Below are 16,808 nucleotides of genomic sequence, written 5' to 3'. Positions count from 1 at the left end.
TCCGGCCGCCGGGCCGAGGTCCGCGGGGTGCGCGGAACGCTCCGGCGGCTTCCGCCGGGACGCAGGAGGGTGTCCGGACGGGCGGGCCTGCTGCGCCCTCGCGCGTACCCACGCACGGCGAGGGGAGCGGCCGCCCCTAAGCGGGTGAGACGGGAACGTCCCGGTACCGGTCCCGCGTCCCGGTCGCCTCGGCGCGCTCGATGGCGCCGGGTACCAGCCGGAGCGGCGGGCGGGGACACGGGGTCACGGCGTGTGCGTCACCGTGCCGTGGCGTGCCGTTGTCCGCGGTCGAACGGTTGCCCACCGTCCCGTCCGGCCGTCCGGCGGGGGCGTGGGGTGCCGGGGCCGGCTCGGTGTGCGCGGCACCCCGCGGGGCGCCGTGTCCGTCGCCGTCGCGCGTCGCGCCGCCGGCGTCGGCGTCGGTGGTCTCCGGGCCGAAGGCGACGGGCGCTGCGGCTCCGTCCCGTCCCTCCTGTCCGTCCCGTCCGTCCGGGGCGGGCGCGTCGGCCGGCGGCGGCGTCGAGGCGGTCGGGGCTTCCGGCCGCGGAGCGGTCGCCCCCGCCCCCGGGCCGGGGGCGGCCGGCGTGGGAAGGGTGTGCCCGGGAACGGCGGGCAGCCCCGGGAGGCCCGGCGGTGGAGCGGGCTGCGTCAGACCGGGCAGCAAGGGCGGCACGGGCGGCTTTCCCGGCGACGCGGCCGGCCGGCCCGTCACCGCGCCCACCAGTTCCCCGGCCGGCCGCACGACCCGCTCGCCCACGGACCGGACCAGGCTCTCGGCCGGCGGGCGGATCAGGTCGACCGCCCACGGTGTCTGCACGGTGCCGACGTCGGCACCCGACGGCCCGGCATCGGCGACCGACGACCCAGCTCCGGCGCCCGACCATCCAGCTCCGGCGGTCGACGGCCCGGCGTCGGCGGCCGTCGGTCCAGTGGCCGGGGGCCTCGATCCGCCCGCCGGGGCCTTCGCGGTCTCCGGGCGGCCCGGACGGGGGGCGTCGGCCCTCGGCTCCGCCCCCTCGCCCTTCCCGGAGCCGGCCGGCGGGTCCTGGTCGGCGGCCCGTCCGGCCTCACCGCTCAGCCGCACCACCCGGACACCGTCCACCGAAGTGGGCGTCGAGGACCCGGCCGTCCCGGCGGTGCCGGCGGAAGGGGAGGCCGAGGACGTCTCCCCCGGCACGCCGTCCGCCGCCTGCGCCCGCTCCCCGCACAGCATCCCGAGCACGAACACCGCGCCCACCAGCAACGCCACTTCGAGCGCACGCCGCCCCGCCACCGTGCGCATCACGCGCAGAGCGACACCGGACAACGCTGCTGACCAGGTCAAGAGGGGGTGGTTCCTCCGGGGCGGCGGGACCGGCGAGGACGCGTCGCGCGTCGCGTGAGGCGTCGAGTGAGGAGGACGCCTCACACGCCGAAATCGAACGGCGCCGATCCTCGCACGCGACTCCGGAGGTTGCGCAAGTCCTCCGTCACCGATGGCCGATCATGTCCGTTTTCGGATCACCCGGCCGTCCCGGACGTTTCCACGCCGGTGCCGGCAACGCCGCCGGGCGGACGGCGACGGCACGTATCCACCGATCCGCTCCGCCGCGGCCGCCGGCACGCCGCGCCCGACGGCCCTCTCGCGGAAGGGACCCGCTCACGCCGTGTCCGGTACCGGCAACGGCCGTTTCTCGATCGCCGCCGCCATCACCTCCGGGAACAGGTCGGGCGTGCAGGCGAACGCCGGCGCGCCCAGCCCGGCCAGCGCCGCCGCGTGCTCCCGGTCGTACGCGGGCGCCCCCTCGTCGGACAGCGCGAGCAGCGCCACGAACTGCACCCCCGACGCCTTCATCGCCGCGACCCGTTTGAGCATCTCGTCGCGTATCCCCCCTTCGTAGAGGTCGCTGATCAGCACGACCACCGTCTCCGCGGGCCGGGTGATCTGCGACTGGCAGTACGCCAGCGCCCGGTTGATGTCCGTACCGCCGCCGAGGCGGGTGCCGAAGAGCACGTCGACGGGGTCGTCGAGCCGGTCGGTGAGATCGACGACCGCCGTGTCGAAGACGACGAGCCGTGTGCTGATCGACCGCATGGACGCGAGCACCGCCCCGAACACCGACGCGTGGACGACGGACGCCGCCATCGACCCGGACTGGTCGATGCAGAGGACGACCTCCTTCTTCACCGACTGCGCGGCACGTCCGTAACCGATGAGCCGCTCCGGCACGACCGTCCGGTACTCCGGGAGGTAGTGCTTGAGGTTGGCCGCGATGGTGCGGTTCCAGTCGATGTCGTGGTGGCGCGGCCGGCTGACACGGGCGCTGCGGTCGAGGGCGCCGGTGAGGGTGGCCCGGGTGCGGGTGGCGAGCCGCTTCTCCAGGTCCTCGACGACCTTGCGCACGACCGCCCGTGCCGTCTCCTTCGTCGTCTCCGGCATCGCCTTGTTGAGCGACAGCAGCGTGCCGACGAGGTGGACGTCGGCCTCGACCGCCTCGAGCATCTCCGGTTCCAGCAGGAGGGTGGACAACCCGAGCCGGTCGATGGCGTCGCGCTGCATGACCTGGACGACGGAGGAGGGGAAGTAGGTCCGTATGTCCCCCAGCCAGCGCGCCACCGACGGCGCCGACGCCCCGAGTCCCGCCGAACGCTCCCGCCCCGTCTGCGGTTTGTCCCCCTTCCCGTAGAGCGCGGAGAGGGCGCCGTCCATCGCGGCGTCCTGACCGGACAGCGCGCACCCGGTCCCGTCGGCCGCGTCCCCACCGAGCACGAGCCGCCACCGCCGCAGCCGCTCCCGCGCCGGATCCGTCGTCGTGGTCGTCATGTGCTTCTCCCCCTGTCGTCGCCGGTGTCGTGGTGTCGCCGCGGTCGTGGGCCCGTCATCGCGCCGCCCGCGCCAGGTCGGCCCGCGCCTCCCCGTCGTCCCCGCCCAGTCCCAGCAGCAGTCGCACGACCGGCAGCACGGCGTCCGCGCGCGCGGTGTCGAGGTCGGGCGCGAAGCCGGGTATGCCGGAACCGGCGGTCGTCGTGCTCCCCCGCGCCCCGGGGCCGCGCCGGACCAGTTCGCCGAGGGTGCGCCGCACCCCTGGCTCGTAGGCCGAGAACGTCCGCCGCAGCAGCGGCAGTACGTCCGTGAACGCCTCCGCCGGCACCCCCGTCAGCCACGCGTCGACCAGCCCGAGCAGCCGCTCGTCGTGGACCAGGAGCATCCCGCCCCCGGAGCCGCCGCCGACGAAGCCCTCGATCCACGCGGCCGCGTCCGCCGGCGGCGTACCCGGCGACAGCACCAGGCCCATCAGCCGCGCCGCCTCGTCCTGCGCCAGCTCCCCGTCGTCCAGCAGCAGCCGTACGGACCGCCCCCGGATGACCCCGGGCACGGTGTCCCGCGCGGTGAGCGTCCGCAGCACCGACTGCCAGCGGGCGCGCAGACTCCCGTGGCCGGGGGCGGGGGCGTCGCCGAGGAGGCCCACCGCCCCGTGCACCGCGTCGAGGTGGCGCCGCATCTCCTCGGCGGCGTCCGCGTCCAGCCCGGCGCAGGCCGGGGGCAGTCCGACGAAGACCCGCTCGGCGAGCCCGGCGGCGACCTCGGCCAGCGCCGCGGTGTCCGTGCCGCGCACATCGCCGTAGCGCAGCGAGCGGACCAGGGCGGGCAGCGCCTGGGCGAGGTGGCCGACGTCCGTGTCGAGGGCGGCGCGGTCGGCGAGGGTCCGCATCACCGTGGGCAGTGCGTCGGACAGCTCGGCCAGCAGGCAGCGCTCGGCGAGCCCGGTCACGTCGGCGAGGGCCTGTGCCGCCGCCGCGTCGGCCTCGGCCCTGGCGGTCGCGGCGGCGAGCACGGTCGTGCCCCACACGCCGGCCTCGGCGACCCGTACGGACAGCTCGGGCTCCCAGCGCAGCCGCCAGGTCTCCCGGAAGGTCCCCGTGCTCCCGCGCGAGGCGGCCGGCTCGCCCCAGGCGATGCCGAGCAGCCGCAGCCGGTGCAGCAGCCTGCTGCGTCCGGCGTCGGTCTCCTTGCGCAGGTCGAGCTCCAGCTCCCGCTCCGCGGCCTCCGGTTTCAGCCGCAGCCGGCGCTGGATCCGCGCGAGGTCCCGCTGCAACGGCACGGCGGGCGCCGTCGCCGGCACCTCCCCCAGCACGTCCCCGACGACCAGCCGGTCGTGCACCAGCGCCAGCGGCACGTCGGAGCCCTCGCACATCACCGCCCGCACCGCGTCGGTCGTCTCGCCCAGTCCGGGCAGCGGACGGCCCCGCACCGCGGCCAGCGCCCCCGCCAGCCGTACGGCCTCGATGACGTGCGCGGACGACACGATCCGGTCCTCGTCCCGCAGCAGCCCCGCCACCTTGGTCATCCACCGCTCGACCGGCCGGTCCGGGGCACCGAACAGGTGCCCGTACCAGCCCGGGGAGTCGATGCCCGCGCCGTACCCGCTCACCCGGGACAGCCTGCGGTTGGTCCAGGGCACCCAGGTCATGTCCGTCTTGACCTTGGGCAGCCCCTTCAGCAGGGCCCGGTCGGCGGCGACGGTGGCCTTCCGCCGCAACGCGGGCACGTGCCAGGCCCCGCACACCACGGCCACGCCGTCCTCGAACTCCCGCTGCGCCGCCCGGATCCGGAGCCGCATGTGCGCCTCGCGCACCAAGTCCCGGTCGTGTCCCCCGCCGCCGTACGTCTCCCGCAGCACCGTCATGGCCTCTTCCAGCGCGGTGAACGGCGCGAGCGCGTCGCCCTCTCCCACGCCCCGGTGCTCGACGACGTCCTCCCACCACCGCTCGGGATCGTCGTATCCGGCGGTCCCGGCGAGCACCCTCAACGGATCGACCCGCGTCTCGGCAGCCGGGGCGGCGTCCCCGGGGCCGGACTCCTCCGGGGCGCCGGCCTCGTCACCGGAGCCGGGCCGGTCCGCCGCACCGGGAGCGGCGCCGGATCCGGGTCCGTCCACCCGGCCGTCCCCCTCGCCCCTCCCCCACGCCAGCGTGTGGGTGGCCGGCAGGTCGATGAAGCGGGCCGGGACCCCGTGCTCCAGCGCCCAGCGGATCGCGACCCACTCGGGGGAGAACTCGGCCAGCGGCCAGAAGGCCGAGCGGCCGGGCTCGTCCACGGCGTGGGCGAGCAGGGCGACCGGCGGCCGCATGTCCTCCTCCGCGGCGAGCGGGATCAGCGGGTCGGCCTCGGGCGGGCCCTCGATCAGCACGACCCCCGGCCGGGCCTCCTCCAGCGCCGCCCGCACCGCCCGTGCCGATCCCGGCCCGTGATGCCGCACCCCGAGCAGCAGCGGCCCCGCCGGCCGTCCGCCACCGGGCCTGTCCGGCCCGTCCACGTTCGTCACACCGTCCCCCTCGAAGCGTCGCCCGGCGGCCGCGCCGGTCCCCGGCACGCGCCCCCCGCCCCGCCGCTCACGCGCTGACCTCCCGGCAGGCCCGGTAGAAGTCCTTCCAGCCGTCGCGCTCGCGGACGACGGTCTCCAGGTACTCCTGCCAGACGACGCGGTCCGCCGCCGGGTCGCGGACGACCGCGCCGAGGATGCCCGCGGCGACGTCCCCGGCCCGCAGCACGCCGTCGCCGAAGTGGGCGGCGAGCGCCAGCCCGTTGGTGACGACGGAGATCGCCTCGGCGGTCGACAGCGTGCCGCTGGGCGACTTCAGCTTCGTCCGGCCGTCGGTGGTGACCCCGTCGCGCAGCTCGCGGAAGACGGTGACGACACGGCGGATCTCGTCGATGCCGTCGGGCGCGGCCGGCAGGTCGAGGGAGCGGCCGATCTGGTCCACCCGGCGCGAGACGATGTCGACCTCCGCCTCGGGGGTCTCCGGCAGCGGCAGCACCACGGTGTTGAAACGGCGGCGCAGGGCGCTGGACAGGTCGTTGACCCCGCGGTCGCGGTCGTTCGCCGTGGCGATCAGATTGAAGCCGCGGACCGCCTGCACCTCCTGGCCCAGTTCCGGTATCGGCAGGGTCTTCTCCGACAGGATGGTGATGAGCGTGTCCTGGACGTCGGCCGGGATGCGGGTCAGTTCCTCGACGCGGGCCGTCATCCCCTCCGCCATGGCCCGCATCACCGGGCTGGGCACCAGGGCGTCGCGGCTGGGGCCGTGGGCGAGCAGCCGGGCGTAGTTCCAGCCGTAGCGGATGGCCTCTTCCGGTGTGCCGGCGGTGCCCTGCACCAGCAGGGTCGAGTCCCCGCTGACCGCCGCGGCCAGGTGCTCGGACACCCACGTCTTCGCGGTGCCGGGCACGCCGAGCAGCAGCAGGGCGCGGTCGGTGGCGAGGGTGGTCACGGCGACCTCGACGATGCGGCGCGGCCCGACGTACTTCGGCGTGATCACCGTGCCGTCCGGCAGCGTGCCGCCGAGCAGGTAGGTCGCGACGGCCCACGGCGAGAGCCGCCAGCGGGCCGGGCGCGGGCGGTCGTCCTGCGCCGCCAGCGCGGCGAGTTCGGCGGCGAAGGCGTCCTCCGCGTGCGGCCGCAGCGCCTTTGCCCCGGGGGCGGAACGGGTGGCGTCCGTGCCCGTGTTCGCGGGCGCGGAGCCGTTCCGGATCGGGTCGACGGTCGTCGGTTCAACGGACGCAGGCATGGCTGAGTCCCCCTCCAGCTCGGCCGGTTCGGATCTGCCACCCACCGTGCACCACACCACTGACAATCGCTCTGACCTGCGGATATGCGATCGACGGGCCGATTGTCAGTGCCGGGACATACCTTCGACGACATGACTCAGCAGGGGGTGCGCTGGACCGCGGACCAGGTGCTGGCACTGGCGCCTGACACCGCGTCACGCAAAGCGGGAAGCAAACTCGGCACGGCCGGTCCGTGGTCCGGGTCCGGCAGTTCCGACGAGGGGGCGGTGTGGGGGCTGTGCAAGGGCAGCGGCAGCAGGCCGTATCAGACGGTCGTCGACATCTCGGACGCCTCCGGACCCGCGTACAAGTGCAGTTGCCCGAGTCGTAAGTTCCCGTGCAAGCACGCGCTCGGTCTGCTGCTGCTCTGGGCGGGCGGGGACGGGGCGGTGCCGCGGGCGGAGGCTCCGGAGTGGGCGGAGCAGTGGCTCACGGACCGGCGCGGGCGCGCGGAAGGGAAACGGGCCGCGGACTCCCCGGCCTCCCCGGCCTCCCCGTCCGGGTCCGCCGGTCCGGAGGCGGCACGGCGCAGGGCGGAGCGCCGCGCCGAGCGGGTCACCGCGGGCGCGGCGGAGCTGGAGCAGCGCCTGGCGGACCTGCTCCGCGGCGGCCTGGCGGCGGCGGAGCAGTCCGGGTACGGCCTGTGGGAGGAGACGGCGGCCCGCATGGTCGACGCCCAGGCACAGGGGCTGGCCGCCCGGGTGCGGGAGCTGGGGGCGATCCCGGGCACCGGGCCGGGCTGGCCGGTGCGGCTGCTGGAGGAATGCGCGCTGCTCCACCTCCTCGACCAGGGCTGGCTGCGCCGCGAGCGGCTGCCGGAGGACCTCGCCGCGACGGTCCGCTCCCGCGTCGGTCTGCCCGCCTCGGCGGACGGCCCGCCGGTGCGGGACCGCTGGCTGGTCCTCGCCCAGTACGACACGGCGGACGCCCGGCTGACGACCCGCCGTGTCTGGTTGTACGGCACGGACTCGCACCGCACCGCGTTGCTCCTCTCCTACGGTGCCGCGGGCCGCGCCCCCGAGATCGCACTGCCGGTCGGGCTGGTCCTGGACGCGGAGCTGTCCGCGTATCCGGGCGCGGGGCAGGTGCGGGCGGCCCTGGGCGAGCGGTTCGCGCCCCCCGTGCCGACGGCGGCCCGGCCGCCGGGGACGACGCCGGCCCGGGCGGTCGCCCGCTACGGCGAGGCGCTGCGTGACGACCCCTGGCTGGACTCGGTTCCGGTGACGCTGGACCGGGTGATACCGGTCCCGGACGGTGACGGCTGGCAGCTGGCGGACGCCGACGGGGACACGGCCCTGCCGGTCACCCCGGCCGCGCGGTCCCGCCCCGGCCTGTGGCGCCTGGTCGCCCTGTCGGGCGGCGCCCCGGTCACGGTCTTCGGTGAGTGCGGCCATCAGGGATTCACCCCGTTGGCGGCATGGCCGGAGGGGCCCGGTGAGGCGGTGCCGCTGTGCTGAGCCGCGTGTTCCCTCCCGTTCCCTCCGACCTCATGAATTTTTCGGGCCTCACTGGACACTCGGTGCGCGTGAGACTTCGACCGCTCCGGGACGCCCGACGGAAAGGAAGCTCATGAGCAGGACCACCGCCGCCGTGGACCCGTCCCTCCCGGACGCCTGGGAGGACCTGGTCACCACGGCCCTGCTGGGCACGGACCGGCGCACACCGGCGGGCTGCGTCCCTGGCCCCGAGGCGCCGGTGGCACTGCTGGACGCGGTGGCCGTGGCGACCGTACGGCGGCGCGCCGGACTGCGGCCGGCACGGGCGGCGGAGCGTCCGCGGCCGGCCCCCGAGGATCCGCGTCCACCGCTGCCGCCCGCCGCCGCCCGCCGGCTCACGCTGCTGCTCTCCGACCGCCCCGGCACCTCCGGCGGTGGCCGCCGGGGCACGGCACCGGATCTCATGGAGCTGCTCCCCCAATGGCTGGCGGCGGCGAACGCCCGCGGTTTCGCGGCGCCCCCCGCCGCGCTGCCCGCCCTGCTCGACGCCGCGCGGGGACGCACGGACCTGCGTCCGGCGGCCCTGCGGTTCGCGGGGCCGCGCGCCCTGTGGCTGGCCCGGCTCAACCCGGACTGGCGGTTCGCCCTGCGCTCGACACCGGGCGGAGGCACCTCCGTGCCGGGTCCCGACGACCCGGAGGGAGTCGAGCGGCTCTGGCAGGAGGGCCTCTTCGCCGAACGGGTCGCCCTCCTCACCGCCCTGCGCTCCCGCGAGCCCGCCGCCGCACGCGACCTCCTCGCCACGACCTGGGCGACGGAGCGTGCGGAGGACCGGCTCATGTTCCTGGACTCCCTGCGCACCGGTCTCGGTCCGGACGACGAACCCTTCCTGGAGCGGGCCCTGGCCGACCGCAGCCGCAATGTGCGGGCGACGGCCGCGGAGTTGCTGTCGGCGCTGCCCGGTTCGGCGCTTGCGGAACGGATGGCGGTCAGGGCCGGGGCGTGTGTGGCCGTCGACCACACGCGGGACGTGCCGACGATCGTCGTCGAGGCGCCGCACGAGTGCGACGCGGGAATGGAACGCGACGGCGTGGTGGCCAAGGCCCCCGCAGGACGGGGCGAACGGTCCTGGTGGCTGGGCCAGTTGGTGGAGGCGGCGCCGCTCGACAGCTGGCCGCGACGGCTCGGCGGACGTACTCCCCAGGAGATCGTGGCCCTGCCGGTGGCGGACGACTGGCAGGGCGAGCTGCACGCGGCATGGTGCCGGGCGGCGGTGCGGCAGCGGAACGCCCGGTGGTCGCGGGCGCTGCTCGGTGAGCCCTCCGCACCGGAGGCCGGTGGCCCGGGAGCGGTGTCCCTGGCCGAACGCGCCAAGCTGCTCGACACGCTGGGCGCCGCCGAACGGGCCGAGTGGGTGGCCGGGTTCATCGAGACCCACGGGCTGTCCGAGGCCTTTCAGCTGCTCGGAGTGTGCGCGGTGCCGTGGGCCGCGCCGCTCGGACGGGCCGTGGTCGACGCGCTCAACATCGCGCGGGACGCAGGGAGTTATCCATGGAGTTTCAGCGGAGTCATGGGCTTGGCCGAGCGTTGCCTCGACCCCTCCGAGGCGAGTCGCCTCGATGCGCTCCTGGCGATACCGGACGAGCCGGAGAACGCGTCGCCGGGGGCCGGGGGCTACTGGTCGGAGGCCTTCCAGCGCCTGGTCACGACGCTGCGCCTGCGCGCGGCCATGCTGGAGGAGCTGTCCCCGGCAGGAGCCTGAACGCCGCAGGCCTGAACACCGCGGCCCTGAACGCCGCAGGCCCGAGCACTGCGGTCCTGGAGGCCGCGGCCCTGAGCAGCACGAGCCCGAAGCCCGGGGTCCCGGCGAGCCGCTTCCGCCCCGCCACCCCGGCGGACGGGACCCGCTCCGCCGCTCCGGCCGGCCGGTCCGGGCCCCTCGGGCCGACCGACCGGACTGGTTCCCCCGCTCCGGTCGGCGACGCCCGTTCCGAGGTCCGCGGCGGGACGGCCCACCCGGGGGCGGGACGCCGCAAAAGCGTGCGCGAGGAGCCGGTGGCGCCCCGGCCCGGGGCACCCCGCTCCCGTCACGCTCCCGGTCCGCCCCCGCCCGGCGGCACCGCGACCCACCCCGGCTCGGTCACCGGGGACCGCCGCCTACGCCTGCGCGGGCTGACGCACGTTCGCGCGGACCCAGTCCACGATGGACGCCGTGGTCGCACCCGGGGTGAAGATCTCCGCGACGCCCTTCTCCTTCAGCGGGGCGATGTCCGCCTCGGGGATGATCCCGCCGCCGAAGACCAGGATGTCCGCCGCGTCCCGCTCCTTGAGCAGGTCGATCACCGCCGCGAAGAGCGTGTTGTGCGCACCGGAGAGGATGGACAGACCGATCGCGTCGGCGTCCTCCTGGATCGCGGTGTCGACGATCTGCTCGGGGGTCTGGTGAAGCCCGGTGTAGATGACCTCCATACCGGCGTCGCGCAGCGCCCGCGCGATCACCTTGGCCCCGCGATCGTGGCCGTCGAGCCCCGGCTTGGCCACCACCACGCGGATCGGACCGGCTGCCACACCCATCACTGCCTCCATGAAGCGACTACATCCATCCGTACCGACAAGTACCGCACACATTCGTCATACCGCGCACGTCGCGCACGTCGCGTGTACCGCATATCCCGTCGCCCACTGCACCGGGCGTGCCACCGCGGCACGGACACCCCGGCCCGGACCGACCGGGGAAGTGAACGAACGTTATCTCCAGCATCCCGCAACCGGCAGTTTCGCGGTGCGGAGCGAGGGGGAAATCACACAGTGGGACACGTTCGCCGCGCAGCGTCCCGGGGTCCCGCGGCCCCCGCACCGCGTGCCCGTGCGGCACACGGGCAACGGTGGGACCCTGCGCACAAGGAATCCACGACGAGGCCGCCGTACCACCGCACCTCTCCACGCGTCGCACGCGCACCGTCGACCGTTCTCGTCGCGATTCCCCATGAGGGCACACGGGGGACAGAGCCGTCCCTCCGCGTGCCGACAGGAGGTCGGCCATGAAGGTCACCCAGGCAGCTCTTCCCTTCCTGCCGCTCTGCCGGCGTCTTCTGCCGAGCCGGCTGGCGGATCTCTCCCTGGCCCTGCTGAAGGCCACCGCCCTGGAGTTCGCGATCCTGGCCGGCCACCTGCTGCTCTATCCCGCCGGCATCGTCCAGGAGCGGCGGGGCCCGGCTCCCGCACCGCCCGCACCGGGCGGCGCCGCGCAGCTGCCGCGGGAGGCCAAGCCCCCGGTCGTGCTGCTGCACGGCTTCATCGACAACCGCTCCGTCTTCCTCCTGCTGCGCCGCAGCCTCGTCCAGCACGGCAGGCAGCAGATCGAATCCCTCAATTACTCGCCGCTGACCTGTGACATCCGCATCGCGGCCGAACTGCTCGGCCGGCACATAGAGCAGGTCTGCGAGCGCACGGGCAGCAGTCGGGTCGATGTGGTCGGGCACAGCCTCGGAGGGCTGATCGCGCGGTACTACGTGCAGCGACTGGGCGGTGACGCCCGTGTGCGGACGCTCGTCACGCTCGGCACCCCGCACTCGGGCACCCGTGTCGCACCGCTGGCCAACGCGCATCCCATCGTCCGGCAGATGCGCCCCGGTTCGCCGGTGCTCGAGGAGCTCGCTCTGCCCGCGCCCGGCTGCCGTACGCACTTCGTCGCCTTCTGGAGCGACCTCGACCACATCATGGAGCCGCTGGAGACGGCCTGCATCGAGCACCCGGACCTGATGGTGCAGAACGTACGGGTGAGCGGCGTCGGCCACCTCGCCCTGCCCGTGCACCCGGCCGTGGCGACCGGCATACGGCAGGCCCTGGACACGGCGCATCCCGGAGAGCCGTCCACGGGTCGCGCGGAGGGTCTGACGGTCGCCTGACGGCGGACCGGCAGCGACCCGGCGGTGGCCCGGATCCGGCGCGGCGGACCCGGACGGCCGCCCGGCGGTGGGACGGCGCACGACACGCCCGGGGCCGACGACACGCCCACGACCGGGACGGCACAACGCCCTCGTCCGAACAACCACCGCCCGGCACGCCCCACTTAGGCCGTCGCCCCGCACCCCACCTCGAACAGGCATCGAACACAGGGCCAAGGGCGCGCCCGCAGTCCGCCAAAAGACGACCGATTGCCCGTTTCCTGCGCGCGCGAAACCTGCCGAAGATTGTCGTGCCCGCATACCGCCGGGTACAGTCGCCGCACTGCTCTCGCAGCCCCTGTTGTCGAGGCGAAAGAGAAGTTGGTGAACGACCGTCACCCGTCGGGGACCATGGCCCCGGCTCCGGCTTCCGACGCCGCCTCGGCGCCCTACGCGCCGTACGGCACCCAGGAAGCCCAGTACGGCGACTTCACCCCGTACGGCGGCCACGACGCCGCCGGTTTCGCCCCCACCGGCTTCGGTACCGGCAGTCACGCCCTCGCGGGCTTCGACACCGATCCCCTCTTCGGCGACCTCCCGGGCGGCGGCCCCGACACGGGTGCGTACGGCACCGTGCACTGGCCCACGGGTGACCAGGACACCGCGCAGTACGACGCGTACGCGGCCCAGCAGCACGCCGGTTACGACACCGGCGCCTACGACGCGACGGCGTGGACCACCGGTCAGCAGCACCTGCCGCTGATCCCGCCGCAGGGCACCGCACCCGACGCCGGCGGTCAGTGGGAGGCGGGTGCCTGGCTCCAGCCCGACCAGTCCGGGAACCCCGCCGACCAGACCCAGCACTGGGACTGGGGCACCCAGACCTTCGACACCGGTGCCTACGACGCCACGCAGTGGAATTCCGACGGCGGCGCCGCCGCCCCGGCGCCCGACGCCCACGAGCCGCAGAGCGAATCCTTCGACCAGCAGGCCACCGCCACGTTCGAGCGGTTCGAGGACCCGCAGTCGTCCCCGGCCTCGGAGGAACAGGCCTCCTACGACGACCCCGCTCACGGCGACTCGGACGGCACGGGTGAGCTGCCGGCGGTGCACCTGCTCGAAGAGCAGGAGGAGGTCGTTCCCGTCCCGTCGCCGCGCGCGGCCTCGCGCGGCGGGTCCCGTTCCCGCCGCCGTACGCCCCCCAAGCGCTCCGCGCTGCTGACGGTGGCCGTGCCCTCCGCCTGTGTGATGGGTGTCGCCGGGATCGCCGCCGCCTCCGTCGGCAACCTGACCGACGACGGCGGGGAGACGACGACCGCGGCGGACGCGCAGCCGGTGGAACCGTCCGTCGCCAACATCAAGCTGGACACCCAGCTCGAAAGCCTCGCCGCCGGAGCGGACGACTTCGCCGACCGGGCCAGCCGCACCCAGGAGCGCATCGACCTCAAGGCCCAGCAGGAGGCCGAGCGGAGGCGGGCGGCGGAGGAGGCGGCCCGCAAGGAGCGGCTGCGCCCGAAGTTCGCGCTCCCGGTCGCGCAGCACGGCCTCAGTGCCTACTACGGCCAGGCCGGCACCAACTGGATGTCCGTGCACACCGGCATCGACTTCCCCGTGCCGTACGGCTCGACCGTGATGGCCGCGACCGACGGTACGGTGCGCACCCAGTTCAACGTCTCGTACGGCAACATGATGATCGTGACCGCGAAGGACGGCACGGAGACGTGGTACTGCCACCTCTCCAGCTACCGGGTCGCTCCGGGTACGACCGTGAAGGCCGGCGACCCGATCGCGTTCTCCGGCAACTCGGGGAAGTCGACCGGACCGCACCTGCACTTCGAGGTGCGGCCCGGCGGTGGCTCCACGATCGACCCGCTCGCGTGGCTGCGCAGCCACGGCCTCAACCCGTCGTAGCACCCGCCCGGCCGGGGCCGGGGAGCCCCGCCGCACCGACGGGGCTCCTCGGCCGGCGCGGTCGGTCCCTACAGCTTCTCCACCGGCGCGTACCGCAGCAGCAGCCGCTTCGGCTTGGTGTCCCCGAAGTCGATGGTCGCCTCCGCGTTCGCGCCCGTGCCCTTCACCGCGACCACCGTGCCGAGGCCGAACTGGTCGTGCGTGACCCGGTCCCCGACCGCCAGCGACACGGCGGGCTTCTCCGCGGCCCGGCGGGTGGCGAAGCCCGAGGCGCCCGCCGCCGACGAGCGGGAGCGGGACGACGACAGCGAGGCCGCCACCCCGGAGGCCGGCCCGGAGGACGCGGGCGAACCGGCCCCCGTCCGCTTCCACTCCACGTGCGCGGCCGGGATCTCCTCCAGGAAGCGCGAGGGCGGGTTGTACGACGGCTGTCCCCACGCGCTGCGCATCGTCGACCGGGTGAGGTACAGCCGTTCGCGCGCGCGTGTGATGCCGACGTACGCGAGGCGCCGCTCCTCCTCCAGCTCCTTGGTCTGGCCGAGGGCGCGCATGTGCGGGAAGACGCCGTCCTCCATGCCGGTCAGGAAGACGACCGGGAACTCCAGGCCCTTGGCGGTGTGCAGGGTCATCAGGGTGATGACGCCGGAGCCGTCCTCGTCCTCGTCGGGGATCTGGTCGGAGTCGGCGACCAGCGCGACCTGTTCCAGGAATTCGGCCAGGGTGCTTTGCTCCCCCTCACCGCGCTCCTGCTCGAACTCCAGGGCGACGGCCGCGAGTTCCTGCAGGTTCTCGATCCGGGTCTCGTCCTGCGGGTCGGTGGAGGCCTGCAACTCGGCGAGGTAGCCGGTGCGTTCGAGGATCGCCTCCAGGACGGTGGCCGGGCCCGCACCGGACTCGGCGATCGTCCGGAGGTCCTCCATCAGCGTGTTGAACCGCTTCACGGCGTTCACCGACCGCGCGGCCATGCCGTACGCCTCGTCGACGCGCCTCAGTGCCTGGGGGAAACTGATCCTCTCGCGCTGGGCCAGGGCGTCGATCATGGCCTCCGCGCGGTCGCCGATGCCCCGCTTGGGGACGTTGAGGATGCGGCGCAGCGGCACCGAGTCCTCGGGGTTGGCGAGCACCCGCAGGTAGGCCAGGACGTCCCGGACCTCCTTGCGCTCGTAGAAGCGGACGCCGCCGACGACCTTGTAGGGGAGGCCGACGCGGATGAAGACCTCTTCGAAGACACGGGACTGGGCGTTGGTGCGGTAGAAGACGGCGACGTCGCCCGCCTTGGCCCGGCCCGCGTCCGTGAGGCGGTCTATCTCGTCGGCGACGAACTGTGCCTCGTCGTGCTCGGTGTCGGCCACGTAGCCGGTGATCAGCGCGCCGGTACCGGCGTTGGTCCACAGGTTCTTGGGGCGGCGGGACTCGTTGCGCTCGATGACGGCGTTGGCCGCGCTCAGGATGGTCTGCGTGGAGCGGTAGTTCTGCTCCAGCAGGATCGTCGTCGCGTCCGGGTAGTCCTCCTCGAACTGGAGGATGTTGCGGATCGTCGCGCCGCGGAAGGCGTAGATCGACTGGTCGGCGTCACCCACCACGCACAGCTCGGCGGGCGCCGCCTCGCCCGCGCCCCGCGGCGCGCCGACGGGCTGCTCGGAGGGGCCGACGAGCTCCCTGACCAGGGCGTACTGGGCGTGGTTGGTGTCCTGGTACTCGTCGACGAGGACGTGGCGGAAGCGACGGCGGTAGTGCTCGGCGACGTCCGGGAAGGCGCGGAGCAGATGGACCGTCGTCATGATCAGGTCGTCGAAGTCGAGGGCGTTCGCCTCGCGCAGCCGCGACTGGTACAGGGCGTAGGCCTGGGCGAGGGTCTTCTCGAAACCGTCCGCGGCCTGGGCGGCGAAGTCCTCCTCGTCGATCAGCTCGTTCTTCAGGTTGCTGATCTTGGCGCTGAAGGACTTGGGCGGGAAGCGCTTGGGGTCGAGGTCCAGGTCGCGGCAGACCAGGGCCATCAGCCGCTTGGAGTCGGCGGCGTCGTAGATCGAGAACGACGACGTGAAGCCGAGCTTCTTGCTCTCGCGGCGCAGGATGCGCACGCACGCGCTGTGGAAGGTCATCACCCACATCGCGTTCGCGCGCGGCCCGACGAGATGCTCGACGCGCTCCTTCATCTCACCGGCGGCCTTGTTGGTGAAGGTGATCGCGAGGATCTGGCCGGGGTGGACGCCCCGCTCGGCGAGCAGGTACGCGATGCGGTGCGTGAGCACCCGGGTCTTGCCGGAGCCGGCGCCGGCCACGATGAGCAGCGGGGAGCCCGAGTGCACGACGGCGGCACGCTGGTTGTCGTTCAGCCCCTCCAGCAGCGCGGCGGAGTCCACGACCGGGCGCGGGGCACCGTCGCGGTAGTACGCGTCCCGGTCCGGCGGCACGTCGAACTTCCCGCCGAACAGATCGTCCGGAATCGGCTCCGGCACGTGATCGTCCTCGGGCGGCGGCGGGGGCTCGTCCGCGGGGCCCTGCCGGGCCTGGAGGTCCGCCAGGAAGCTTTCGTCAAAGAGGCTGCTCATCGCTCTCCGAGTCTAGGGCGCTCCACCGACAGCCCGCGGCCGCCCCGGGAACATCTCCGGGATTCCGGGGGCCGGCCGGCGCTCCGCCCGGCCCTCACGCCCCGCGCACCCGTCGGCACCGCCGTCTCACCCTGCGTGACACGAGGCGCGAGGTCACGAAAATGTATCGGGCATATCACCCATCAACCTTCACAGGCGCCACACGAGTTGGCTACGGTGCGGGCGGGCCGCTCGACCCGCACCGGCGAACCTCGCCGGGCCGCGCGGCCTCCGCCGAGTCCGTCGCCGCCGCCGCGGCAGCCGGAGCCGGGGACCCAACCGAGACCCTGGGGTGAATCGGCCCACTCCCTCGCGGAGCGGCCGTAGGGCAACCCTTCCGAACCACCCGCCCGAACCCGACAGCTAACCCGGTAGGCGGACCATGGAAGGAGTC

General features: G+C 74.4%; 10 protein-coding genes and 1 riboswitch. Of the genes, 4 read left to right on the top strand and 6 right to left on the bottom strand.

Annotated features, from left to right (window positions below; genetic code table 11):
- Positions 1-136: 136 nt before the first annotated feature.
- From RIM90_RS02400 to RIM90_RS02385, 4 genes are all read right to left on the bottom strand, one after another.
- The gene (locus RIM90_RS02400) at positions 137-1,324 is read right to left on the bottom strand and encodes a hypothetical protein (RefSeq protein ID WP_309058810.1); all 1,188 of its coding nucleotides are present in this window, start codon (positions 1,322-1,324) and stop codon (positions 137-139) included.
- A gap of 315 nt (positions 1,325-1,639) precedes the next feature.
- On the bottom strand, positions 1,640-2,803 hold the full coding sequence (locus tag RIM90_RS02395; protein WP_309058809.1) for a VWA domain-containing protein: 1,164 nt from the start codon (positions 2,801-2,803) through the stop codon (positions 1,640-1,642).
- 55 nt (positions 2,804-2,858) lie between these two features.
- Positions 2,859-5,297 carry a DUF5682 family protein gene (locus tag RIM90_RS02390; RefSeq protein ID WP_309058815.1) on the bottom strand — a complete coding sequence of 813 codons (2,439 nt, stop codon included), beginning with the start codon at positions 5,295-5,297 and terminating at the stop codon, positions 2,859-2,861.
- Positions 5,298-5,373: 76 nt separating this feature from the next.
- Positions 5,374-6,549, bottom strand: a complete 1,176-nt coding sequence (locus tag RIM90_RS02385; protein ID WP_309058808.1) for an AAA family ATPase — start codon at positions 6,547-6,549, stop codon at positions 5,374-5,376.
- A gap of 132 nt (positions 6,550-6,681) precedes the next feature.
- Here RIM90_RS02385 and RIM90_RS02380 point away from each other — a divergent pair, with 132 nt between their 5' ends.
- Positions 6,682-8,046: an SWIM zinc finger family protein gene (locus tag RIM90_RS02380; RefSeq protein WP_309058807.1), complete on the top strand. Its 1,365-nt coding sequence runs from the start codon at positions 6,682-6,684 to the stop codon at positions 8,044-8,046.
- Positions 8,047-8,158: 112 nt separating this feature from the next.
- Entirely contained in the window at positions 8,159-9,787 is a 1,629-nt protein-coding gene (locus tag RIM90_RS02375; RefSeq protein ID WP_309058806.1) for a DUF5691 domain-containing protein, read from the top strand.
- A 395-nt stretch (positions 9,788-10,182) separates the two neighbouring features.
- On the opposite strand, the gene RIM90_RS02370 is transcribed toward RIM90_RS02375, so the two are convergent.
- Positions 10,183-10,599, bottom strand: a complete 417-nt coding sequence (locus RIM90_RS02370; RefSeq protein WP_309058805.1) for a cobalamin B12-binding domain-containing protein — start codon at positions 10,597-10,599, stop codon at positions 10,183-10,185.
- Between the two features lie 467 nt (positions 10,600-11,066).
- Between RIM90_RS02370 and RIM90_RS02365 the strand changes: the two genes are divergently transcribed.
- Together RIM90_RS02365 and RIM90_RS02360 are read left to right on the top strand one after the other, a co-directional pair.
- Positions 11,067-11,933: an alpha/beta fold hydrolase gene (locus RIM90_RS02365; RefSeq protein WP_309058804.1), complete on the top strand. Its 867-nt coding sequence runs from the start codon at positions 11,067-11,069 to the stop codon at positions 11,931-11,933.
- A gap of 363 nt (positions 11,934-12,296) precedes the next feature.
- A complete protein-coding gene (locus RIM90_RS02360) occupies positions 12,297-13,823 on the top strand; it encodes a M23 family metallopeptidase (RefSeq protein WP_309058803.1) in 1,527 nt (508 codons plus the stop codon).
- A gap of 68 nt (positions 13,824-13,891) precedes the next feature.
- On the opposite strand, the gene pcrA is transcribed toward RIM90_RS02360, so the two are convergent.
- Entirely contained in the window at positions 13,892-16,375 is a 2,484-nt protein-coding gene (pcrA, locus tag RIM90_RS02355; protein ID WP_309058802.1) for a DNA helicase PcrA, read from the bottom strand.
- Between the two features lie 276 nt (positions 16,376-16,651).
- Positions 16,652-16,808, top strand: a riboswitch (cyclic di-AMP (ydaO/yuaA leader).

It is taken from the genome of Streptomyces sp., assembly GCF_031181555.1.
GTDB classification, from domain to species: Bacteria; Actinomycetota; Actinomycetes; order Streptomycetales; family Streptomycetaceae; genus Streptomyces; species Streptomyces fimbriatus.
The sequence above is the reverse complement of the archived record's forward strand: the minus strand, read 5'-3'. Positions and strand labels throughout refer to the sequence as shown.

Coding starts and splice junctions, on each gene's coding strand:
- RIM90_RS02395 (WP_309058809.1), bottom strand. CDS start 2,803: ATGACGACCACGACGACGGATCCGGCGCGGGAGCGGCTGCGGCGGTGG.
- RIM90_RS02385 (WP_309058808.1), bottom strand. CDS start 6,549: ATGCCTGCGTCCGTTGAACCGACGACCGTCGACCCGATCCGGAACGGC.
- RIM90_RS02380 (WP_309058807.1), top strand. CDS start 6,682: ATGACTCAGCAGGGGGTGCGCTGGACCGCGGACCAGGTGCTGGCACTG.
- RIM90_RS02375 (WP_309058806.1), top strand. CDS start 8,159: ATGAGCAGGACCACCGCCGCCGTGGACCCGTCCCTCCCGGACGCCTGG.
- RIM90_RS02370 (WP_309058805.1), bottom strand. CDS start 10,599: ATGGGTGTGGCAGCCGGTCCGATCCGCGTGGTGGTGGCCAAGCCGGGG.
- RIM90_RS02365 (WP_309058804.1), top strand. CDS start 11,067: ATGAAGGTCACCCAGGCAGCTCTTCCCTTCCTGCCGCTCTGCCGGCGT.
- pcrA (WP_309058802.1), bottom strand. CDS start 16,375: ATGAGCAGCCTCTTTGACGAAAGCTTCCTGGCGGACCTCCAGGCCCGG.